The organism is Ottowia sp., from assembly GCF_046348305.1.
GTDB lineage: Bacteria > Pseudomonadota > Gammaproteobacteria > Burkholderiales > Burkholderiaceae_C > Ottowia.
Map to the genome: position 1 here is coordinate 231822 of NZ_JAXMEM010000005.1, position 21547 is coordinate 253368.

A 21547-nucleotide genomic window follows, 5' to 3' on the forward strand; every position below is an offset into this window, starting at 1 on the left:
CCGCACCATCGTCTGGTCATGCCATCGCGTCATCCCGCCCCCGTTCGCATTGCGGCCGCGCACCCGTCCGCGCCGCTGAGCGCGCAGCAAAAAAAATTCAACCGCCAGGTCGAGCGCATCGCCCAGCAGCGCCAGATGCTCGCGGATTGGCAGCAGGCCATGGCCGACTGCCGCGAGCGCCATGCGCGCGAGATGGTTCCGCTGCAACAGGCCACCATCGCGTTGCAGGTCGATCTCGTGCAGTGGCTGGACGCGCAAAGCAGCGACAAGGCGCTGACCAAGGCCGAGCGCCGCACGGTCAGCGAGGCCATCACCGACCGGCTCGCCGACATGCTCGATGCCGTCTCCGACGAGTCCACGCGCGAGCGCCTCAAGGAGGTCTACAACCGCCACAGCGGCAGCGACTACGACGCCGAGGAGGCCGAGGGCAACGAAGCCGCCAAGGAGATGGCGCAGGCCATGGCGCGTGACCTGTTCGGCGTGGATCTGGACTTGCAGGATGCCGACCTGGAATCACCCGAAAACCTGCTGCGCCGCGTTGCCGAGCAGATGCGGGCGCAACAGGCACAGGAGGCGCAGGCCGAGCAGCATCAGGCCCATCGCGCCGCCCGGCCGCGCAAGCCCGGCGCGCGCGAGCGCAAGGCGCAGGAAGAGGCCGCGCAGGCCACACAGTCGGTGCGCGAGATCTATCGCAAGCTGGCCAGCAATCTGCACCCGGACCGCGAGAGCGACCCCGACGAGCGTGAGCGCAAAACCGCCCTGATGCAGCGCGTGAACCAGGCCTATGCCGACAACCGACTGCTCGATTTGCTGCAATTGCAGCTGGAGATCGAGCAGATCGACCCAGCCCACATCGCCGGCCTGAGCGAAGAGCGGCTGAAGCACTACAACCGTGTGCTGGCCGAGCAACTGACCGAGCTGCAGCAGGAGCTGCGCCAGGAGCAAGCCCGTTTCATGATGGAGTTCGGGGTTGACCCCGGCCAATTCACCAAGCCCGCGGGCCTGATGCGCGACTTGCGCGCGCAGCTGCAAGTCCTCGTGTTCGACAACCTGCAACTGCGTCAAGAGCTGAACGCCCTGCGCGGCAATCCGGCCGCGCTCAAGTCGTGGATCAAGACCGAGCGGCGGCGGCAGAAAGAGCAGGACGCGATGGATGACTGGTATTGAGCCTGGAAGCGGCGGGTGGGCTGCCTCGACGCAATGACACCCCTTCACCCCAGAGAAACCACAGGCCAATTCGGGGGCGCGGGTGCCGGTGCTGCGGTTGAAGTGCTGCTTGCTCGTTGGCGGCCTATTTCGATCCACCAACCCGGTCAAGCCACGTTTGGCTCATCAGCATTTCCTCGAAGCGGCTCGCGAGCATGGAGGGCGCCAACGCGGCCGAGCGCATGAGGGTCACTTCGATCGGAATCGGCGGATCGAGACGAAGAACCGCCAATTGATCGGCGAAGGTGTTTGCGACAAAGGGGTTGACAACACCGACCCCGACACCGGCGGCGACCAATGCGCAGATCGTCAACGACGAGTTGGTTTCCACCGCGACGTTTTCGTGTCCCGGCTGAAACGGAAACTTTCCGCGCATGGCAATCATGATGTCGTCGTTCTCGTCCAGCAGGATGAGACGCTGGGCGCGCAGCTGATCGGCCTTGATCGATCGCGACTTGGCCAGCGCATGGTTGCGCGACAGAAGGCAGACGGCGCGGCTTTTCAACAGCGAGTTCGTGATGACGTCGCCGTGTTCGAGGTGTCCCGTGGTCAGGACAAAGTCCAGCAACCCCTGGCTCAAGTACTCCTTGAGCTGCGGGGTTCCGTGCGTTTGCAGATTGATATATGTCTTGGGGTGCTGCTGCATGAATGCGGCAATGACCTGAGGCAGCAAGCCCGCGGCCAGGGTCGGCGTGCTGCCGATTCGCAGCACGCCAGAACCGGATTTTCGGAGCACGCGCGCCGCCGTCTCGATATGCTCCAGACCCTCGAAGTGCTTGCGTACGGATCGGTAGAGTTGTTGACCCTCGCGCGTCGGCCGCAGACGTCCGTTGTGAAGGTCGAACAACTCCAGGCCGGTTGCCTGGCGCAGTTCGGACAGACGCCTGCTGATTGACGGCTGCGTGGTGTTCAGCACCTGCGCGGCGCGCGTGGTCGTGCCCGACTCCATGACGGCCTTGAAGGCCTGGATTTGCTGGAAGTTGAGTGGGCGGGTCATGCGGGCGAAATGGCTGCGGTCGCCGACCGACAACGACGAGCCGCTGAAAATCAATATATCAAAATTGAATAGGCAATGCCACAAATAGAATTATCTTAAATTGATGTCGCTTCCTAGAATCGGCTCGAATCGCTGCCCGCTCGCAGCTGTTTCGACCCTTCATCGATTCGAACGAAATGACCCAAGCGAAAGATCTTGCCAGGCGCTACCCCATCCACCGCCTGGGCCGGGGGCCCTTGCACCACTTCTTCGGCTACTACGACAAGACGGTATGGGATCTGGACGATCGCCTGGTGCTGGCCAACCAGGTCGATTGCATGACGGCCGACTTGACGCCCGACATGCAGGCGCAGGTCGGATATTTCGACACCCGCGACAGCGATCGTTTTCACGTGTGCGGCGTGACGACCGCCTGGAACTGGCAAATGGGATGCCAGCTGCAGTGGCTCGACGGACGGCCCGGCCGCCAGTTCATCTACAACGTGCGCCGCGACGGCCCCGGCGGGCTGTACCCCGGCTTCGGCGCAGCGATCCACAACGTGGACACAGGCGAAACCCGGCACCTTGACAGCCCCATCTACGTGGCGGCGCCCAACAGCCGCTATGCGCTCAGCGTGGACTACAGCCGCCTGTACGTGACGCATGAAACCATCGGCTATTGCGAGCCGGGCGGCAAGCGCCGGAACCTGCCCCTGTATCCGGCCGATGACGGGATCCATCGCATCGATCTGGACACCGGCGCGACCCAGCTGCTGGTGAGCTACGCCGATCTGCACGACTTCCAGCACCGGCCCTCGATGGACAAGGCGCTGCACTGGGTCAGCCACATCGAGATCAACCCATCGTCCTCGCGCGTGCTGTTCCTGCACCGCTGGACCGAGCGTGTCGAGGATGAAACCTGCTTTCTGCATCGCCTCATCACCATGGACCCGGACGGCCGCAACATGCGCCTGCTGGAGTGCTCCGATCATCCGCTGCCCCAGCTGGCCGACGACTTCGATCCGACGGCCGTGGGCACCTACGACTACGAGAAGTCCGAGTACCAGATCTCGCACCCGCTGTGGCGCGACGATGGTCACATCATCGTCTGGGGTCCGCATGCGGGCAGCATCCACTATCACCTGTATGCGGACGCCGATGGCGGCGCCGTGCAGGTCGTCGGCGACGGCATCCTGACCGAGAACGGCCACATGAGCTTCTCGCCGGTCAACCCGCGCTGGCTGCTGACCGACACCTATCCGGACCCGGACACCAACGAGCGCATCCTGATCATGTACGACTGCGAGCGGCAGGTTCGCCACGAACTGGGCAGCTTCTATACCGACCCGGGCCTGCGCAAGGAAAACCGCTGCGACCTGCACCCGCGCTGGAGCCGTGACGGTCGCCAGGTGTGCATCGACTCGGTCCATGAGCACGAACGCCAGATGTATGTCATCGACGTCAGTGCCCTGGTCGATTCCCGTTGAGCTTTTCGATCACCAACCCCAAGGAGACAACCATGATGCCCGTCCTGTCCACCGTTCAGCGCCGCGTCCGCACCGCCGCGGCGGTCGCCCTGATGGCCGCCATCGCCCCATCGATGGCCCTGGCCGCCGACCTGTCGGGAACCCTCAAGAAGGTCAAGGACGACGGCATCGTGGTCGTCGGCTTTCGCGAGGCCTCGATTCCGTTTTCCTACTACAACGACGCCAAGCAGCCGATCGGCTATTCGATCGACTTCACCAACCTGATACTCGATGGCATCCGCAAGCAGGTCAATGCGCCCGACCTGAAGGTGCGCTGGTTGCCGATCACCTCGCAAAACCGCATCTCGCTGCTGCAAAACGGCACCATCGATTTCGAATGCACCACCACCACCCACAACGCCTCGCGCGAGCAGCAGGTGGATTTCTCCAACAGCCTGTTCATCATCGGCACGCGCCTGATGACCAAGAAGGACTCGGGCATCAAGGACTTTGCCGACCTCAAGGGCCAAACCGTGGTGGTCGGGGCGGGCACCACATCCGAAGTGCTGCTGCGCAAGCTCAACGTCGACCAGAAGATGGACATGCGCATCATCAGCGCCAAGGACCATGCCGAGTCCTCGCTCACGCTGTCCACCGGGCGCGCCAAGGCCATGATGATGGACGACGCCCTGCTGGCGGGCGAGCGCGCCAAGCTGAGCGACCCCAAGGACTATGTGATCACCGGAAAGCCCCAGTCGTATGAAGCCTACGGCTGCATGGTGCGCAAGGGCGACGCCGAAATGAAAAAGCTGCTGGACGATGTCATTGCCCAGACCGAAACCTCCGGCAAGGGCGAAGCCATCTACAAGAAGTGGTTCATGAGCCCGATCCCGCCCAAGAACCTCAACCTCGACTTTGCCATGTCGGAGGCCATGCAGCACCTGTTTGCGCATCCCAACGCCAAGATCGACCCTGAGGCGAAATGAACTACCACTGGAATTGGTCGGTCCTGCTGCAGCAGGTCGCAACCGGTGAAAATTCGACCTATCTGGGCTGGATCGCGCATGGCTTTGTGATCACGGCCATGCTCACGCTGGTGGCCTGGCTGCTGGCACTGGCGCTGGGCACGTTTTTCGGCGTGATGCGCACGCTGCCGGGGCGCTGGCCGCGGTTCGTCGGCATGAGCTATGTGTCGATCTTTCGCAACGTGCCCCTGATCGTGCAGTTCTTCATCTGGTACTTCGTCGTGCCCGAGCTCTTGCCCAAGGCGATGGGCGATGCGATCAAGAACCTCGATCCGACCGTCCAGTTCTTCGTCACCTCGGTGTTTGCGCTCGGGGTCTACACTGGCTCGCGCATCTGCGAGCAACTGCGCGCCGGCATTCAGGCGCTGGCCCGCGGCCAGGTGCATGCGGCGCTGGCGCTTGGCTTCACGCGCGCTCAGATGTACCGCCACATCATCTTGCCGCAGGTGTTTCGCCGCATCCTGCCGCCGCTCACGTCCGAATTCCTCATCATTTCCAAGAACTCCGCCGTGGCCTCGACGATCGGCCTGCTCGAACTCAGCGGCCAGGCGCGGCAACTGGTGGACTACACCGCGCAGCCCTACGAGTCGTTCATCATGGTGACGCTGGCCTACGTGGCGCTCAACTTCCTGATCCTGCAGCTGATGAGCGGCGTGCGCCGCCACTTTGCCCGCCCCGGCTTGATGGGCGAATAGGAGCGCACGGCCATGTCCTCATTCGACTTTTCTGCCCTGTGGAGCGCCCGCGCGATCCTTGCCGATGGCGCCTGGATCACGCTCAAGGTCACGCTGGTGGCGATTGCGTGCGGCATTGCCTTTGGCACCTTGCTGGCCGTCTTTGCGGTGGTCAAGGTGCGCGCGCTGAACGTGTTTGCTCGCGCCTACGTCAGTTTGTTTCGCTCGATTCCGCTGGTGATGCTGTTGCTGTGGTTCTTTTTGATCGTGCCGCAGTTGCTCAAGGCGGTGTTCGACCTGTCGCCAAGCGTCGATATCCGGCTGGTCTCGGCCATGGTCGGCTTTTCGATGCTGGAGGCCGCGTTCTTCTCCGAGATCATTCGGGCCGGCATTCTGGGCCTGCCGGTGGGCCAGTTTCAGGCCGCGCATTCGCTGGGCATGACCAACTTGCAGGCGTTTCGCCACATCATCCTGCCGCAGGCCTTTCGCGCCATGCTGCCCATCATGCTGACGCAGTGCATCGTGATCTTTCAGGACACCTCGCTGGTCTACGTCATCGCCTTGGGCGACTTCTTCAGCGACGCCGTGCGCATCGGCGAGCGCGACGGCACCGTCGTGCAGATGCTGCTTTTTGCCGGTTTTGTCTATTGGGTGGTCTGCGTGCTGCTGAGCGGCATCGTCACCCTGCTTCGGGGGCGGCTCAAATCGGCGTAGCCGCGGCGGTGCAATACCATTGCCGCATGACCGACCCGACCACCCACCTCATCCACCACCCCTACCAGGCCCCCGCCGGCTTTGACGCCCCGCTGCCGGCGGTGCACAAGGCTTCCACGGTCTTCTTCCCCAACGTGGCGGCCATGCGCACGCGCGACTGGAAGGACAAGAGCGGCTACACCTACGGCCTGCACGGCACGCCCACCACCTTCACGCTCGAAGAGCGCATCGCCACGCTGGAGCACGGCAAGCACTGCGTGCTGCTGCCCAGCGGCCTGGCGGCGGTGGCTTGCGCGTCCATGGCCTTGCTCAAAGCCGGCGACGAGGTGCTGATCCCTGACAACGCCTACGGCCCCAACAAGGCACTGACCGAAGGCGAACTGGCGGGCTGGGGCATCACGCACCAGTACTACGACCCGATGAACGTGGCCGACCTGGCCGCGCGCATCAGCGAACGCACGCGCCTGGTGTGGCTGGAGGCCGCCGGCTCCATCACGCTGGAGTTTCCCGACCTGATCGAGCAGGTGCGCCTGTGCCGCGCGCGCGGCGTCACCTGCGTGCTGGACAACACCTGGGGCGCGGGCCTGGCCTTCAACCCGTTCGACCTGGACGGGCAGGGCCTGGGCGTGGACGTGTCGGTGCACGCCCTCACCAAATACCCCAGCGGCGGCGGCGACGTGCTGATGGGCAGCGTGGTCACGCGCGATGCGGATTTGCACCGCCGCATCCTGAACACGCATATGCGCCTGGGCTGGGGCGTGAGCGGGGGCGACGCCGAGACCGTGCTGCGTGCCTTGCCCAGCATCGCGCTGCGCTACCGGGCGCAGGACCAGGCGGCGCGCCGCCTGGCGCGCTGGTGCGCCGCGCAAGCCCAGTTTGCGCAGGTGCTGCACCCGGCGCTGCCGGACAGCCCCGGCCACGCGCACTGGCAGCAGGTGTGCGGAGCCGCCGATGCGCATGGCGGCGGCGCGGCCGCGGGCCTGTTCAGCGTGATGGTCGATGCGCGCTATTCGCAAGCGCAGGTCGATGCCTTTTGCGACACCCTGCGTTTGTTCAAGCTGGGCTACAGCTGGGGCGGCCCGATCAGCCTGGTGGTGCCCTACAACCTGGCCGGCATCCGCGCCAACGGCTGGCCCGCGCAGCTGGCGCGCGGCACGGTGGTGCGGTTTTCGACCGGGCTGGAAGACGTGGCCGATTTGCAGGCCGACCTGGCGCAGGCGCTGGACCGGGCGTTGCCGACCTGAGGTCCCTGGCCCGCGGCCGCGCGACGGACGCCTTGCCGGCAAAACCTTGAGTTGAGGCAAGCATTGCCTTCGCTCCCCTGCGCCGCGCATGGACAGGCGCGCCCTGCGACGTGACAATGACCTCACCGCTCTGGCATGCGGCCGCGTGGATCTGCCCGCATCGCTGCGCGTGAAGCGCAGAGCCATTGGCCACAGGCTTTTTCTTGCCCGCGCCCGTGCAGTGCATGGTGCTGCGAACCGCCGGATCGGCCCCAATCCTCCACCCGCAAAGGAGCTTGAACCATGAAAGCAGCACGCTTCCACGCCCGCGGCGACATCCGCATCGAAGACATTCCAGAGCCTACCGTGGCCCCCGGCACCGTCGGCATCGACGTCGCCTGGTGCGGCATCTGCGGCACCGACCTGCACGAGTTCATGGAGGGGCCGATCTTCATTCCGCCCTGCGGCCATCCGCACCCCATCTCGGGCGAGTCCGCGCCCGTTACCATGGGCCATGAGTTCTCGGGCGTGGTCTATGCCGTCGGCGAAGGCGTGACCGACATCCAGGTGGGCCAGCATGTGGTGGTCGAGCCCTACATCATTGCCGACGACGTGCCCACCGGGCCGGGCGAGCGCTACCACCTGTCCAAGAACATGAACTTCATCGGCCTGGGCGGTCGCGGCGGCGGCCTGTCTGAAAAAATTGCCGTCAAGCGCCGCTGGGTGCACCCGATCTCCAACGCCATTCCGCTGGACCAGGCGGCGCTGATCGAGCCCCTGTCGGTGGGCCACCACGCCTACGTGCGCAGCGGCGCCAAGGCCGGCGACGTGGCGCTGGTGGGCGGCGGCGGCCCCATCGGGCTGCTGCTGGCGGCCGTGCTGAAGGCCAAGGGGCTGAAGGTCATCATCACCGAGCTGAGCGCCAAGCGAAAGGAGAAGGCGCGCGAGTCCGGCGTGGCCGATCACATCCTCGACCCGTCCCAGGTGGACGTGGTGGCCGAGGTGATGAAGATCACCGGCGACCAGGGCGCCGACGTGGCCTTTGAATGCACCAGCGTCAACAAGGTGCTCGACCAACTGGTGGCCGCCACCAAGCCGGGCGGCGTGGTGGTGATCGTCTCGATCTGGAGCCATCCGGCCACCATCAACGTGCACAGTGTGGTGATGAAGGAGCTGGACGTGCGCGGCACCATCGCGTACTGCAACGACCATCAGGAAACCATCAAGCTGGTGGAGGAAGGCAAGCTCAACCTGGAGCCCTTCATCACCCAGCGCATCCAGTTGCAGGATTTGATCTCGCAAGGCTTTGAAACGCTGATCCACAACAATGAATCAGCGGTGAAGATCATCGTTCAGCCCCGGCTCAAGTAGGGGCAGCGCCAGGCGGCGGGCGTGCGGCGGGGCGGATCGGCCACGCTGCCAGCTGCCCGCCGCCTCTTGAAAAGGCGTCGGAGGCCGCTTGGCAATCAAGCGAATTTGATAGCACGCGGCGCTTGCTGGTCAAGCGCTGGGCTGTGTTTTGTCTTGAGCTGCGGGCCGCTTATGATGCCGCATTTCACTGGACGCCCCTCCATGACCGACAGCGATCCCGCCATCAAGCCCGAGCCCGAGCCGGCATACCGGCCCTATGTGCCCCCGCCTTCGACGGTGCCGCAAGCCGTCATGCGGCCCCTGGGCCTGCTCGATCCCTTGCGTTGGCTGCGCGCCGGCGCGCGCGACTTTGGGGCCGCGCCCGGCATCGGCCTGTTCTATGGCCTGTGCTTTTGGGCCATGGCCGTGGTGCTGGGGCTGGTGTTTCGCAACAAACCCGAATACGTCATGTCGATTGCCTCGGGCTGCCTGCTGCTGGGGCCGTTTCTGGCCATGGGCCTGTACGAGGTCAGCCGCCGGCGCGAGCAGGGCGCGCGGCCCACGCTGGGCGCATCGGCCACCTGCTGGGAGCCGCACCTGCGCAGCATGGCGCTGCTGGTGCTGGTGCTGATCGTGCTGGAGCTGCTGTGGGGCCGCGCCTCGCTGGTGGTGTTCGCGGTGTTCTTCAACACCGGCATGCCCTCCACCACGGGCGTGATGCAGGCCATCTTCAACCTCGACAACCTCGACTTCATCCTGGTGTATCTGCTGGTGGGCGGCCTGTTTGCGCTGTTGGTGTATTCCACCGCCGTGGTCTCCATCCCGATGATCCTGGACCGCGACACCGACGCCATTTCGGCGGCCATCACCAGCATCCGCGTGGTGGCGGCCAACCCCATCACCATGGGGTGGTGGGGCGCGCTGATCGCGCTCTTGATCATCCTGGCTCTGTTGCCCTGGGGCGCGGGGCTGCTGGTGGTCGGCCCGGTCGTCGGTCATGCCAGCTGGCACGCGTATCGGGGGGCGGTGCGCTGGCAGGAACCGCCTGCCGCGGCGGGCAAGTCCGCGACCAGCCCGTGATGGTGGATGAGCGCACCCGGCAAGGCATGCGGGCGCTTGACTTGGACCAACATGAAGAGACGTGACGTCATCGCCGGAGGTCTTGCCGCGACGGCTGTCAGCGTTTTTCCGTTGGCGAATGCCAGGGCGGCGCCATTTGGGCGCGCGCGGCCGGGCCAGGCGGGCTGGCCCAGCGAGATCCAGTGGGCCGAGCTCGCAAAGGCGACCGGCGGCCGCCTGTCGAAACCCGTCGTGCCGGCGCAGCTTGGCGACGCGCTGATCCAATTCGGCCGCAACCCTTTCTACCGCGGCGATACGCCGGGACTCACCCAAAGCGCAGGCTGGCTTGGCGCGTGGCGCTCCGAGCCGAGCGCCTATATGGTGGCAGCCGAGAGCGCCGCTGACGTCGCCTCAGCCGTGCGCTTTGCCGCTGCCCACAACTTGCGGCTCGTCGTCAAAGGCGGCGGGCACAGCTACTTCGGAACGTCCTCGGCGCCCGATTCGCTGCTGATCTGGACGCACAAGATGAATGCGGTGGTGGTGCACGACGCGTTTCGGCCGCAGGGCGCGTCGGCGCCGGTGGTTCCGGCGATTTCGCTGGGCGCCGGTTGCATCTGGCTGCACGCCTATCAGGCGGCACAGAGCGCCGGGCGCTACGTGCAAGGCGGCGGGTGCACGACGGTCGGTGTCGGCGGACTGATTCTGGGCGGCGGCTTCGGTAACTTTTCCAAGCGCTATGGCCTGGCCGCGGCAAGTCTTATCGAAACCGAGGTTGTCACCGCCGACGGCCAGGTGCGCGTCGTCAACTCCGCTCGCGATCCCGACCTGTTCTGGGCGCTCAAGGGCGGCGGTGGCGGGACATTCGGCGTCGTCACACGCTTCACATTGGCCACGCAAGATCTGCCCGACCGCTTCGGTGCGCTCGACTGGGTTGTGCGTGCGCACTCGGACGACGCGTTCCGGCAGCTGATCGCAAAGTTTCTGGAGCACTACGCGACGACGCTCTTCAATCCGCACTGGGGCGAGCAGGCGCGCGTGACGCCGGAAAGGCAATTGCGCCTCTCGATGGTGTTTCAAGGCAAGACGAGCGCCGAAGCCGAGGCGGCTTTCAAACCACTGGTGGATTACGTTGCCAGCCACCCGGGTGATTTTGAAACGCCCAAGCCGCTGACGGCCGCGTCAATCCGCGCGTCGTGGTTTTGGCGCCCATGGGTCTATCGGATCTTCGCGCGCGATGCCGCCCGATTCGACGACCGCCCGGGCGCGAACTGGGGCGATTTCTGGTGGAAAGGCGACGGCAGCAATGCCGGCACGTTCTGGAGTGCCTACCAGTCGCTCTGGCTGCCCGCCGCGTTGCTCGAGCCTGCGGCCCGCGCCTCGCTCGCCGACGCGCTGTTTGCCTCCAGCCGCAAATGGACGGTTTCGCTGCATTTCAACAAGGGGTTGGCGGGCGCGCCGGCCGAGGTGATCACCGCCGCGCGCGACACGCCCATGAACCCGGACGTCGCCAACGCCTTTGCCCTGGCCATCATCGCAACCTCGACCCCGGACGAGCCCGCCGAAGGCTTGCCCGAAATGGTCCAAGCGCGCGAGCGCGCGCAGCGTGTCGCTGACGCCTTCGAGGCCCTGCGTCTGATTGCGCCGGGGGCGGGGTCATACTTCAATGAGTGCGACTACTTCCTGGAAAACTGGCAGCAGGGGCAGTGGGGTGACCACGATCCGCGGCTCGCCGAAGTCAAGCGCCGATATGGCCCCAAGGGGCTGTTCTTCGTGCACCACGGCGTGGGCAGCGAAGGGTGGAGCGCCGACGGGTTCGTGCGGCAAGCGTGAGGTGGGAGCGGCGCGCTGCGAAGGTCAAACTCGCCTTTGCGCTTGGCGCTCAGCGCAACACCGGCGCTTCGGCCGCCAGAATCTGCGCACTGGCCCGATCGAACGCCGCCTGCGAGCGATCGCTCGGCGCCACCGCCAGCGCGTGTTCGAACTGGCTGAAGTTGCGCCGGGTCGACGTGGCGTAGCCGGGGTCGTAGTGTTTCTCCAGCAGCTCGCGCACGACGGCCTCGGTGTGGCCGGCGGCGATCTGCGTCTTCCAGCCCTCGACGACCGCGCGTCCACGCAGGGTCACCAGAGCGTCCAGGCGCTCGCAAAAAAAGGCCGGGTTGCTGACGAAGAAGGGGTAGTCCTCCAGCAACAGGGCCACGCGCTCGTCCTGGCTCAAGTCCACGCGCAGGCAGGCGCTGGCGCGCATGGCGGCGACCAGCGACTCGGGCAGGGTGAGGTTGCCCACTTTCCTGCTTTCGGCCTCCACATACACCGGCCGCGCGGCATCCAGCGCACGCACGGTGTCCCACACCTGCGTCTCGAAGTGCTTTTGCGAGGGCTGCGACACCCCGGGGATGGCGCCCAGCACCGAGGCGCGGTGCCGCGCCAGCGCCTCCAGGTCCAGCACCTGCGCGCCGGCAGCGGCCAGCGCGTGCAGCAGGCGCGTCTTGCCCGAGCCGGTCGGGCCGCAGATGACGCGAAAGTGCAGCTGCTCGATGCGCGCCGGCAGATCGGCCAGCATGGCGGCGCGAAAGGCCTTGTAGCCGCCTTCCAGCACCTGCACCCGAAACCCGATTTGCCCCAGCACCAGCGCCAGCGCGCCGCTGCGCTGGCCGCCGCGCCAGCAGTACAGCAGCGGCTGCCAGTTCTTGGGCTTGTCCATGCAGTGCCGCTCGATGTGCGCGGCGATGTTGCGCGCCACCAGCGCGGCGCCGCGCTTGCGCGCCTCGAAGGGGCTGACCTGCCGGTACATGGTGCCGACTTCGACCCGCTCGGCGTCATGCAGGCTCGGCCAGTTGTCGGCGCCGGGCAGCTGGTCGATGGCGAATTCGCTTTCGCTGCGCGCGTCGACGATGGTGTCAAAGCGGCCCAGCTGCGCCAGCGCCTGATCGGCAGGAATGCGCTGCACGCTCATTTGAGAAGTCGTCGCAGTTCGGGCCAGACGTTGGCCAGGATCGTGGGGTGCGCCGCCGCCGTGGGATGGATGCGGTCGGGCTGAAAGAGCCTTGCCGCGTCCGGCCCGTCGGCCACGCCCTTGAGCAGAAAGGGCACCAGCGCCGCTTGTCGCGCCTTGGCCACCTGCGCAAACACGGCGGCAAAGCGCCGGCCGTAGTCGGCCCCGTAGTTGGGTGGCACCTCCATGCCGACCAGCAGCACCCGGGCGCCGGCCTGCTGGGCGGCCTGCGTCATGGCGTCCAGGTTGGCCTCGGTCATCGACAGGGGCAGTCCGCGCAGGGCGTCATTGCCGCCCAGTTCGATCACCACCACGGCCGGGCGGTGCTTGTTGAGCAGGGCGGGCAGGCGCGCGCGCCCGCCCGACGTGGTGTCGCCCGAGATGCTGGCGTTGACCACCTGGGCTTTGACCTTCTCGGTCGTGAGCTTCTGCTCCAGCAGCGCCACCCAGCCGCTGCCGCGCGCAATGCCGTATTCGGCGCTCAGCGAGTCGCCCAGCACCAGGATCACCGGCGCTTCGGTGGCTGCCAGGGCCGGTGCGGCGGGGGCTGCCAGCGCCCAGCGGATAAAGTGTCGTCGGTTCAATTCAAATGGCTTTTTCATGACGGTTCAGTCAAGGGGCAATGCGCCCGGCGCTGTTGCAGCGCCCATCATCGCGGTGGAGCATGTCTTCAAGTCGGTGACCGACTCCACCGGCACGCTGGATATTCTGCGCGATATCCATTTCAGCCTTGCGCCGCGCGAAACCGCGGCCATCGTCGGCGCGTCGGGTTCGGGCAAGAGCACGCTGCTGTCCATCATCGCCGGGCTGGACACGCCCACGCGCGGTACCGTGCGGCTGGCGGGCGAAGACCTGTTTGCGGTGGACGAGGACGCGCGCGCGGCACTGCGGGCGCAGAAGATCGGTTTCGTGTTCCAGAGCTTTCAGCTGCTGGGCAACCTGAGCGCGCTGGAGAACGTGATGCTGCCGCTTGAGCTGGCCGGCCGCCGCGACGCGCGGGCACAGGCCAGCGAGATGCTGGCGCGCGTGGGCCTGGGCCAGCGCCTGCGCCACTACCCGCGGGTGCTCTCGGGTGGCGAGCAGCAGCGCGTGGCGCTGGCGCGCGCCTTCGTGGTGCACCCGTCCGTTTTGCTGGCCGACGAGCCCACCGGCAGCCTGGACTTCGCCACCGGCGCCACGGTGATGGACTTGATGTTTGACCTGAACCGCGAACTGGGCACCACGCTGGTGCTGGTCACGCACGACCTGGCGATTGCGGCGCGCTGCCAGCGGCGCCTGAGCATCGACGCCGGGCGCATGGCCGAAGACACCGCGCATCCTGGCCAATTGCTACAACAGGCATAGCTGACTGCGCTTTGCACACGCCGGTAAATGGCTGATTGGGTGCGAAAACCGGCTATAGCTGGAAGCCCACCGTCGCCACGATGCCCTCGCCGATGTCGCGCCACCAGTTGGGCGGACGTGCCGAGGCGGGCGTGCCCTGGTGCGCGGTCTGCGTGATCCACTGCGCCAGCCATTCGATCTCGCGCGGGCCGTAGAAGGCGGCCATGGCCTCGTAGTTGATGAACAGGCTGCGGCTGTCCAGGTTGGCGGACCCGCACAGGGCCAGCACGTCATCGACCACCACGGCCTTGGCGTGCAGCATGGTGGGCACCAGGTGCACGTGCGCGCCGGCGTCCACCAGCTCGCGCACCGCGCGCCCGCGCGCCCAGTCGGCCAGGCGGTGGTTGGACTGGCGCGGCAGGACCAGGGTGATGCGCAGCCCGCGCTTGGCGGCCAGCAGCAGCGCCTCCAGCAGGCCCTCGTCAGGCACGAAGTAGGGCGTGGCCAGCAGCAGGCGCCGCTCGGCATGGAAGGCGCTGGACACCAGCAGCGCGTGCAGGATGTCTTCGTGAAAATCCGGGCCGCTGGGTACCCACTGCGCCAGGGCCAGGTCGGCGGGCCGCGCGGCCGGGTCGGGGTGCGGCAACGGGGCGATGTCGCCAGCGGCCACATGCTGCGCCAGGCGCTCGGCGTAGTCCAGCCGCGTGGCCTTGCGGGCGCCGTGGGCAATGTGCCAGTCGCCCTCGAACAGCGCCAGCGCCTGCGCCGCCAACGCGCCCTCGGCGACAAAGCTCAGGTCCAGCCAGGCCGGCTCGTCCACGCGGCCAATGAAGTATTCGTTGGCCATGTTGCGCCCGCCGGCCCACAGGCGCGTGCCGTCGGCCACCACGATCTTGCGGTGGTTGCGCAAGTTGGCGCGCCCGCGCCCCGGAAGGCCCAGCGCCGGCACGAACAGGCGCGTGTGCACGCCGGCGCTCTTGAGCAGCGCGTCGTGGCTGTGGCCGCTTTTCAGGTTGCCGATGCTGTCGATCAGCAGGCGCACCTGCACGCCGGCGCGCGCGCGCTCGGCCAGCGCCGCGGCCACCATGGCGCCCACCTCGTCGTCGCCCAGCACGTAGGTGCAGATGTCCAGCGTGCGGCGGCTGGCGGCGATCACCCCGCGCAGTTGCTCCAGGGCGGCGTCGCCGTCGGCGGCAAAGCGCACGTCGGCCTGCGGCTGCGCCCCAGCCACGCCCAGTGCCGCCAGCAGGCGCGTGGACCACAGCGGGGCGGCGTGCGCCCAGGGCCCGCTGGGCACGGGCTGACTGCGCGTGGCCGGCCGCAGCAGCTTGCGCGTGCCGAAGATCAGGAACAGCGGCAGCCCCAGATACGGGAACGCCGCGATGCCGAACACCCAGGACATGGCCGCATACGGGTGCCGGCGCTGGCGCCGCACGCGCGTGACGACGATGTAGGTCAGCAGGCCCGCCGCCACGAAGGCGGAGTGTTCCAGGGGAGACAGGTGGGGCAGGGCGATCATGGGCGACTGGCTTGCGATGATGCCTGAGTCGGCGGCGGGTTTGCAGTCGGCAGCAATCGGCGATCACTGCGCTCGACTCCGGATGGCGAACGTGAGCGGGCATTGATAATGGATGAATGTCAGCTCCCAAAGTCCTGTTCGGCTTTCACGCCGTCGGCGTGCGCCTGAAGACCTCGCCCGCGTCCATCGTCGAGCTCTATGTCGATGCCACGCGGCGCGACGCGCGCATGAAGCAGTTTCTGGCCCGTGCATCGGAGGCTGGTGTGCGCGTGATCGAGGCCGATGCAGCGCGCTTGGCCAGGCTGTGCGGCGGCGCGGGGCACCAGGGCGTGGTGGCGCGCGTGCAGCCGATCGAGACCGCGCATTCTCTCGACGACTTGCTGGATGGCCTGAACGAGCCGCCGCTGCTGCTGGTGCTGGACGGCGTGACCGATCCGCACAACCTGGGTGCCTGCCTGCGGGTGGCCGACGGCGCCGGCGCGCATGCCGTCATCGCGCCCAAGGACCACGCCTGCGGCATCAACGCCACCGTGGCCAAGGTCGCCAGTGGGGCGGCCGAGACCGTGCCGTACTTCATGGTCACCAACCTGGCGCGCACGCTGGGTGAGCTGAAGGAGCGCAACATCTGGATCATCGGCACGGCCGGAGAAGCCGTGCAAACCCTGTATCAGGCTGATCTGGCGGCCCCCACCGCTCTGGTGCTGGGCGCCGAGGGGCCGGGCCTGCGCCAGCTCACGCGCAAGACCTGCGATGCGCTGGTGCGCATCCCGATGATGGGCGCGGTCGAGAGCCTGAACGTGTCGGTGGCCAGCGGCGTGTGCCTGTACGAGGCGCGGCGTCAGCGGGGCTGAAGGTGTTGCGGTCAACTCATCCATGCAGCGCGGTGCGGGCGGGTGCCCTCGGCCTCGATCAGGCGCATTGTGCCCATGCGCGGCGATGGAAAACGCGGGCGAAGCACGCCGGCACATTGCCCTGAAGGCGCGCCGCGCGCCTGGGCGCCGTACCACGCGGCGCCGGATTCAGACCCGCACCGCTGCGCGAAAGCCCCGCGCGGCGTAGTACGAATCGGCGCCGTTGTGATAGATGAACACGCGGCCAAAGCGCCGGTCGCCAAACAGCGCGCCGCCGCGGTTTCGCACGTCGGCGGGGGTCAGCAGCCAGCTCGAGGTCCTGGTGTCGAACTCGCCCAACGTCTGCAGGTGGTGGTACTGCGCGTCGGTCAGCAGCTTGACCCCGGCCTCGGCGGCTGCGTCCAGCGCGCTGCCGCCGGGCTTGTTTGCCTTGCGCGCGTCCAGGGCGATGCGGTCATAGCAGAGGCTGCGGCGCCCAGGCGGGCTTTCGAGCGAGCAGTCGCAGAACACGCAGACGCCCGCATCGTGGTCGATGACGTCCGGCTCGCCGCCCGTGGCCTCCATCCAGTGCAGGGCGCGCAGCGCATCGGGCTGGCCCAGCAGACGCTGTTGCACGTCGGTCCACGCGATGCCCGCGTGCCGGTGCATGTGCTTGTCGAAACGGTGTTTCAGGCCGCCGAGGAGTTTCTCGCGTTCTTGCGGAGTCATGGTCGCAGGGGGCTCGCACGAAAGGCGCCGTACGGCGCGTTCCGGTTGGCATGATCTGGCTTTTTCTGCGCGTCGTCCAGTGGTGGTGACCCATCAGTTCGCTTGCGAAGCGCGAGCGAAAGGAGGGCATGGTGAGGTCGTCCATCCACCTTGTGTCTCAAGTCGGCGCGATCGCGGCGATTTCACCACGGGTCTGGCTGACTGTGCGCTCCTGCCCGGTGGCAAACGCGGCGTTGTCCGACAGACGCAGCGGCCGGCCGGCCCTACGCTTGACACAGCGGTGTAAGGTGCCTTACACAGGTGCTGCCGCGATATCGAAATCTTTTCAAGCGAGGTATCAAAATGATGGCACTGACACGAATGGACACTCTGGGCGCTTTCGTGATCGCCGTGGCGCTGCTTGGGCTTGGCGGTTGCAGCGGCATGACCCGGCAGGATCAGAACACCGCCGTCGGCGCGGGCATCGGAGCCGTCGGTGGTGCGGTGTTGACGGGCGGAGATGCGTTGGGCACCGTGGGCGGCGCGGCCGTCGGCGGCGTCATTGGCCACGAGGTCGGCAAGAACAAGCGATAGCCGACACCGGCGTGGTGCAAGAGGCCCCGTGCTGCGTGGCGATGGCTCCAGTCATTGCATCGAATGCAGGCCGATGCCGTTGCCCTCGGTACCCACGACCAGCGCGATGAAGCCGTGCGGCGCGATCGAGAACTTGGGTTTTCACGCCGCGCAGGGCGCTTGCGGCGTCGGTCGTGGAGTACGGCGTGGTCCAGCCCAAGAAATCGCGACCGGCGGCGATGTCGTCCCAGGGCCTCACGCAAAACACGGCGTAGCGGACGTCGCGTGCGGCCAGATCGGCGCGTACGTGCTCGTTCAAGGCCACTTGGGTGTGCGTGCAACCTGGGCTTTGCTTGTCATGCGGCGCACCGTGTTTCCACATGAAGCGACAAGCCGGCCATTGACGTCTCTTGCAACTGGCGGTGCGCGGGCGGTCCTTCAGCCGCGCATCGCCGCCTCGATGGCTGCCACGTCGATCTTTCTCATCGTCATCATGGCGTCGAAAGCCCGCTTGGCGGCGGCCGGGTCGGCGCTGGTGTAGGCCTGCGTCAAGACCACCGGCGTGATTTGCCAGGACAGGCCCCACTTGTCCTTGCACCAGCCGCATTGGCTTTCCTGACCGCCGTTGCCGACGATGGCGTTCCAGTAGCGGTCGGTCTCGGCCTGATCCTGGGTGGCGACCTGGAACGAGAACGCTTCACTGTGCTTGAAGGCGGGGCCGCCGTTGAGGCCCAGGCACGGGATGCCCAGCACGGTGAACTCGACCGTCAGCACGTCGCCCTGCTTGCCGTCGGGGTAGTCGCCCGGCGCGCGATGCACCGCGCCGACCGATGAGTCGGGGAAGACTTGGGCATAGAAGCGCGCGGCCTCTTCGGCTTCGTGGTCGAACCAGAGGCAGATGGTGTTCCTGGCGGGGGTGCTCATCTCGTTGCTCCTTGCTGGAGTGGGTTGGTGAAGGAGGCCGCGTCATGGCGCAAGGGTGGGTGTCGTCCCGTGTCACGAGGCCTTGCGACGAAGCACGAAGTGCGCGGCCTTGGGCGAGCCTGTGTATTGCTCGCAGTCGTAGCCCAGCGCGCGCAGGTCCAGGCCGTCGAACAGCCGCTCGCCGCGGCCCAGAAGCACGGGCGAGACCGCCACGTGCATCTCGTCGATCAGCCGCGCGCGCAGATATTGCTGAATGGTGCTGACGCCCCCGCCGATGCGCACGTCCCGCCCGCCGGCGGCCTGGCGGGCCTGCTGCAGCGCCTCGTGAATGCCGCCGGTGACGAAGTGGAAGGTGGTGCCGCCGGCCATGGGAATGGACGCTCGCGCGTGGTGGGTCAGCACGAACACCGGAACGTGGTACGGCGGGTTGTCGCCCCACCAGCCCTTCCACTCGGCGTCGGGCCACGCACCACGAACCGGGCCGAACATGTTGCGCCCCAAAATCCAGGCACCCACGTCCTTGAAGCCGCGGGCGGCGAAGTCGTCGTCGATGCCGCCCTCGCCACCTTCCTGGCCATGCATCTGCTGCCAGCTGCGCGTACCAAGAAACCACCCATGCAGGGATTCGCCGCCCACGCCCAGCGGGCATTCAAGGCTTTGCTCGGGGCCGGCACCAAAACCGTCCAACGAAATCGTGAAGCTCTCCACGCGAAGTCTGGACATGATGTTTCCTGGTTGCGAGCGATGACGAGAGGGGGTCGATCGCGCCGAAGTCTGCGGATGAGCGGCGGACCAGATGCGGTTTCATTTGACTGCCCGCTCGACAAAGGGTTTGGGCCGCGCACGTTCAGGCGTTCAGGACTGCGGGTCGAACCCGAAAAGGCGCAGTTCCTGGTCGCAGCGGCAGGCTCTTGCGATTCGCGCGGCCCACGCAACAGCCGCCTCGCGCGGGGGCAGTTCGAGCACGGTGAACCCACCGTTGAGCGGCGGTGCCCACGAATAGCCGCCCGCGGCGACGGCGCCATCGGGCGAGACCAACACGGGTGGCACGGCTTCGTCGATCCCGCCGCCGAAGACGTAGACGCCCGCAGCCTTGGCCTGCTCGATCACGGCGTGCGAGTCGTGAACCACCGCGTCCCACTCGCCGTCGGGCACGACCATCGCCGCACTGGGGAACGAAATCAGGTACTTGGACATGGTGCTCGCGCCATGGGCGTTGACGACGGCATGGGGCTGTACTCGGCCTAATCCGGGATGTCCGACCCCACCAACGCAGCCAGTTGCGCCAGCGAGTCCTGCCAGCCCAGATAGCACGCTTCGAGCGGGATGGCGGCCGGGATGCCGCTTTGCGTGATGGCCAGCTCCGTGCCGCAGCTCACCGCGGTCAGCATGACTGTGACCTGCAGATCGCCGGGCAGACTGGTGTCGTCGAACCGGTCGGTGTAGCGAATGCGCTGGTGGGGCACCAGTTCGAGGTATTCGCCGCCAAACGAATGGCTGTGGCCGGTGCTGAAGTTGCGAAACGACATGCGGTGCGCGCCGCCGACACGCGCGTCGAGCTGGTGCACGGTGCAGGTAAAGCCATGCGGCGGCAGCCACTTGGCCGCGGCGTCGGGCTCCAGAAAGGCGCGATACAGCTTTTCGGGCGTGGTGCGCAGCACGCGGTGCAGGCGGATGGTGCGTTCATCTGACATGAAGGCTCCTTGGAGTTGGGTGTCGGGCGATCAGGTCTGCGCGGCCACGTTGACCATCCACGGCGTGCCGAAACGGTCAGTCACCATGCCAAAGCCTTCGGACCAGAAGGTCTTGCCATAGGCCATGGCCACGGCGCCGCCTTGGGCCAGCGCGTCGAACACGCGCCGGCCTTCGGCAGCATCGGCCACCTGGATCGAAACCCACAGGCCCCGGGGTTTTTTGTAAGCACCGCCGCAGGTGTCGGGGTCTTGCCCGGGCGTGGTCGGCATGGCGTCGGACGCCATCAGCGACTGGGCGCCCACTTGCAGGTGCACGTGCATGATCCGATTCTTGGCGCCTTCGGGCAGCGGTGGCATGCCGGGCTGCGGCGGCATTTCGCCGAAGGTGCCCTGGTACACGATGGTGCCTTTGAACAGCTTGGCATAGAAGGCAAACGCCTCGGCGCAATTGCCGTCGAAGTTGAGGTAGGGGGTGAATTGCATGGTCGTGCCCTGGGTGATGAACTCGAACTTGCCCACTGGCGAAATAATTGTGGACGCCGTACACTTATGCTACGTAGGGATTTGGACGGTGTCCACATAAGATCTGTTTCGAAATGTCAGACCTCGCGAAGTCACCTGCCGCACGTCCCACCTATCGCCACGGCGACCTGCGCCGCGCGCTGCTGGAGGCGGGCGTCGAACTGGCGCGTGAAGGCGGCCCCGCTGCCGTCGTGCTGCGCGAGGCCACGCGCCGCGCGGGCGTGGCGCCCAACGCCGCGTATCGGCACTTTGCCAATCACCAGGCCTTGTTCGACGCGGTGCGTGCTGCCGCGCTGGCCCTGTTGGCGCAGGAGATGGAAAACGAGCTGCATGCCACGCGCCGCATGCGCGATGCCGGCCGCCGCGCGCGGGCGGCGCTGCGCGGCGTCGGCGTTGGTTACCTGCGCTTTGCCTGGCAGCAGCCGGGCTTGTTTCGCACCGCGTTTGCCGCGCGGCCGTTCGGCCTGCAGGAGTTCGCCTCCGACGACCCCGCTCCGCGCGGCGCCGGTGGGCGCGATCCGTTCGAGCTGCTGGGCGACGCGCTCGACGCCATGGTGACTGCCGGCCTGCTGCCAGCCAATCGCCGCCCAGGCGCGGAGTTCATGGCTTGGTCGGCGGTGCACGGCATGGCGTTCCTGATGATTGACGGCCCCTTGCGGTTCTTGGATGAGCCGGAGCGCTTGGTGTTGGCCGAGCGGCAGGTCGCGATGGTCGAGCGCGGGTTGCTGGCCGATGCTGTGCCTGTCTGATGGGCCAGAATTGGCCCATC

24 protein-coding genes are annotated in these 21547 nt (G+C 66.8%); 13 read left to right on the plus strand and 11 right to left on the minus strand.

All coding sequences use genetic code 11. The features are described 5' to 3' along the window. Positions 1-18 precede the first annotated feature (18 nt). Entirely contained in the window at positions 19-1167 is a 1149-nt protein-coding gene (locus U1F38_RS07115) for a J domain-containing protein (RefSeq protein ID WP_409986355.1), read from the plus strand. A gap of 124 nt (positions 1168-1291) precedes the next feature. Here the strand turns inward: U1F38_RS07115 and U1F38_RS07120 are convergent, their stop codons facing one another. Further along, positions 1292-2203 (minus strand): LysR family transcriptional regulator, encoded by a 912-nt coding sequence (locus U1F38_RS07120; protein ID WP_409986356.1) that lies wholly within the window; start codon positions 2201-2203, stop codon positions 1292-1294. 176 nt (positions 2204-2379) lie between these two features. Between U1F38_RS07120 and U1F38_RS07125 the strand changes: the two genes are divergently transcribed. From U1F38_RS07125 to U1F38_RS07160, 8 genes are all read left to right on the plus strand, one after another. Beyond that, positions 2380-3669 carry a hypothetical protein gene (locus U1F38_RS07125; RefSeq protein ID WP_409986357.1) on the plus strand — a complete coding sequence of 430 codons (1290 nt, stop codon included), beginning with the start codon at positions 2380-2382 and terminating at the stop codon, positions 3667-3669. A 32-nt stretch (positions 3670-3701) separates the two neighbouring features. Further along, positions 3702-4634 carry a glutamate/aspartate ABC transporter substrate-binding protein gene (locus tag U1F38_RS07130; RefSeq protein WP_409986358.1) on the plus strand — a complete coding sequence of 311 codons (933 nt, stop codon included), beginning with the start codon at positions 3702-3704 and terminating at the stop codon, positions 4632-4634. Further along, the gene (locus U1F38_RS07135; protein WP_409986359.1) at positions 4631-5368 is read left to right on the plus strand and encodes an amino acid ABC transporter permease; all 738 of its coding nucleotides are present in this window, start codon (positions 4631-4633) and stop codon (positions 5366-5368) included. The genes U1F38_RS07130 and U1F38_RS07135 overlap by 4 nt, the downstream gene beginning before the upstream one ends. Positions 5369-5380: 12 nt before the next feature. After that, positions 5381-6061 carry an ABC transporter permease subunit gene (locus tag U1F38_RS07140; RefSeq protein ID WP_409986360.1) on the plus strand — a complete coding sequence of 227 codons (681 nt, stop codon included), beginning with the start codon at positions 5381-5383 and terminating at the stop codon, positions 6059-6061. A 26-nt stretch (positions 6062-6087) separates the two neighbouring features. Next, the gene (locus U1F38_RS07145) at positions 6088-7305 is read left to right on the plus strand and encodes a PLP-dependent transferase (RefSeq protein ID WP_409986361.1); all 1218 of its coding nucleotides are present in this window, start codon (positions 6088-6090) and stop codon (positions 7303-7305) included. A gap of 282 nt (positions 7306-7587) precedes the next feature. Continuing rightward, positions 7588-8655 (plus strand): 2,3-butanediol dehydrogenase, encoded by a 1068-nt coding sequence (locus tag U1F38_RS07150; protein WP_409986362.1) that lies wholly within the window; start codon positions 7588-7590, stop codon positions 8653-8655. A gap of 201 nt (positions 8656-8856) precedes the next feature. Then, positions 8857-9714: a DUF2189 domain-containing protein gene (locus U1F38_RS07155; RefSeq protein ID WP_409986363.1), complete on the plus strand. Its 858-nt coding sequence runs from the start codon at positions 8857-8859 to the stop codon at positions 9712-9714. Positions 9715-9765: 51 nt separating this feature from the next. Further along, complete coding sequence (locus U1F38_RS07160; protein ID WP_409986364.1) at positions 9766-11523, plus strand: FAD-binding protein; 1758 nt, start codon at positions 9766-9768, stop codon at positions 11521-11523. A 49-nt stretch (positions 11524-11572) separates the two neighbouring features. Here the strand turns inward: U1F38_RS07160 and mnmH are convergent, their stop codons facing one another. Then, positions 11573-12646, minus strand: coding sequence for a tRNA 2-selenouridine(34) synthase MnmH (gene mnmH / locus U1F38_RS07165; protein ID WP_409986365.1), 1074 nt, complete (start codon positions 12644-12646; stop codon positions 11573-11575). Further along, the gene (locus U1F38_RS07170) at positions 12643-13287 is read right to left on the minus strand and encodes an arylesterase (protein ID WP_409986366.1); all 645 of its coding nucleotides are present in this window, start codon (positions 13285-13287) and stop codon (positions 12643-12645) included. The genes mnmH and U1F38_RS07170 overlap by 4 nt, the downstream gene beginning before the upstream one ends. Here U1F38_RS07170 and U1F38_RS07175 point away from each other — a divergent pair. Next, positions 13286-14029: an ABC transporter ATP-binding protein gene (locus U1F38_RS07175; RefSeq protein ID WP_409986367.1), complete on the plus strand. Its 744-nt coding sequence runs from the start codon at positions 13286-13288 to the stop codon at positions 14027-14029. The two genes, U1F38_RS07170 and U1F38_RS07175, sit on opposite strands and share 2 nt — an antisense overlap. A gap of 52 nt (positions 14030-14081) precedes the next feature. Here U1F38_RS07175 and U1F38_RS07180 read toward each other — a convergent pair whose 3' ends face one another. Further along, positions 14082-15527: a phospholipase D-like domain-containing protein gene (locus U1F38_RS07180; protein WP_409986368.1), complete on the minus strand. Its 1446-nt coding sequence runs from the start codon at positions 15525-15527 to the stop codon at positions 14082-14084. A 116-nt stretch (positions 15528-15643) separates the two neighbouring features. Between U1F38_RS07180 and rlmB the strand changes: the two genes are divergently transcribed. Next, complete coding sequence (gene rlmB, locus U1F38_RS07185) at positions 15644-16378, plus strand: 23S rRNA (guanosine(2251)-2'-O)-methyltransferase RlmB (RefSeq protein WP_409986369.1); 735 nt, start codon at positions 15644-15646, stop codon at positions 16376-16378. Between the two features lie 168 nt (positions 16379-16546). Here the strand turns inward: rlmB and U1F38_RS07190 are convergent, their stop codons facing one another. Then, positions 16547-17086 (minus strand): DUF4256 domain-containing protein, encoded by a 540-nt coding sequence (locus tag U1F38_RS07190; RefSeq protein WP_409986370.1) that lies wholly within the window; start codon positions 17084-17086, stop codon positions 16547-16549. Between the two features lie 342 nt (positions 17087-17428). Between U1F38_RS07190 and U1F38_RS07195 the strand changes: the two genes are divergently transcribed. Further along, positions 17429-17659 carry a glycine zipper 2TM domain-containing protein gene (locus tag U1F38_RS07195; RefSeq protein ID WP_409986371.1) on the plus strand — a complete coding sequence of 77 codons (231 nt, stop codon included), beginning with the start codon at positions 17429-17431 and terminating at the stop codon, positions 17657-17659. Here the strand turns inward: U1F38_RS07195 and U1F38_RS07200 are convergent. The 6 genes from U1F38_RS07200 to U1F38_RS07225 form a co-directional block, all read right to left on the minus strand. Then, on the minus strand, positions 17625-18020 hold the full coding sequence (locus U1F38_RS07200; protein WP_409986372.1) for a DUF899 family protein: 396 nt from the start codon (positions 18018-18020) through the stop codon (positions 17625-17627). The genes U1F38_RS07195 and U1F38_RS07200 overlap by 35 nt on opposite strands. Before the next feature lie 56 nt (positions 18021-18076). Further along, positions 18077-18562 carry a VOC family protein gene (locus U1F38_RS07205; protein WP_409986373.1) on the minus strand — a complete coding sequence of 162 codons (486 nt, stop codon included), beginning with the start codon at positions 18560-18562 and terminating at the stop codon, positions 18077-18079. A gap of 72 nt (positions 18563-18634) precedes the next feature. Then, entirely contained in the window at positions 18635-19285 is a 651-nt protein-coding gene (locus tag U1F38_RS07210) for a dihydrofolate reductase family protein (protein ID WP_409986374.1), read from the minus strand. A 132-nt stretch (positions 19286-19417) separates the two neighbouring features. Then, a complete protein-coding gene (locus U1F38_RS07215) occupies positions 19418-19759 on the minus strand; it encodes a transcription initiation protein (protein WP_409986375.1) in 342 nt (113 codons plus the stop codon). 47 nt (positions 19760-19806) lie between these two features. After that, complete coding sequence (locus U1F38_RS07220; RefSeq protein WP_409986376.1) at positions 19807-20256, minus strand: SRPBCC family protein; 450 nt, start codon at positions 20254-20256, stop codon at positions 19807-19809. Positions 20257-20286: 30 nt separating this feature from the next. Then, positions 20287-20739, minus strand: coding sequence for a VOC family protein (locus U1F38_RS07225; protein WP_409986377.1), 453 nt, complete (start codon positions 20737-20739; stop codon positions 20287-20289). A 113-nt stretch (positions 20740-20852) separates the two neighbouring features. Here U1F38_RS07225 and U1F38_RS07230 point away from each other — a divergent pair, with 113 nt between their 5' ends. Further along, entirely contained in the window at positions 20853-21527 is a 675-nt protein-coding gene (locus U1F38_RS07230) for a TetR/AcrR family transcriptional regulator (protein ID WP_409986378.1), read from the plus strand. Positions 21528-21547 lie beyond the last annotated feature (20 nt).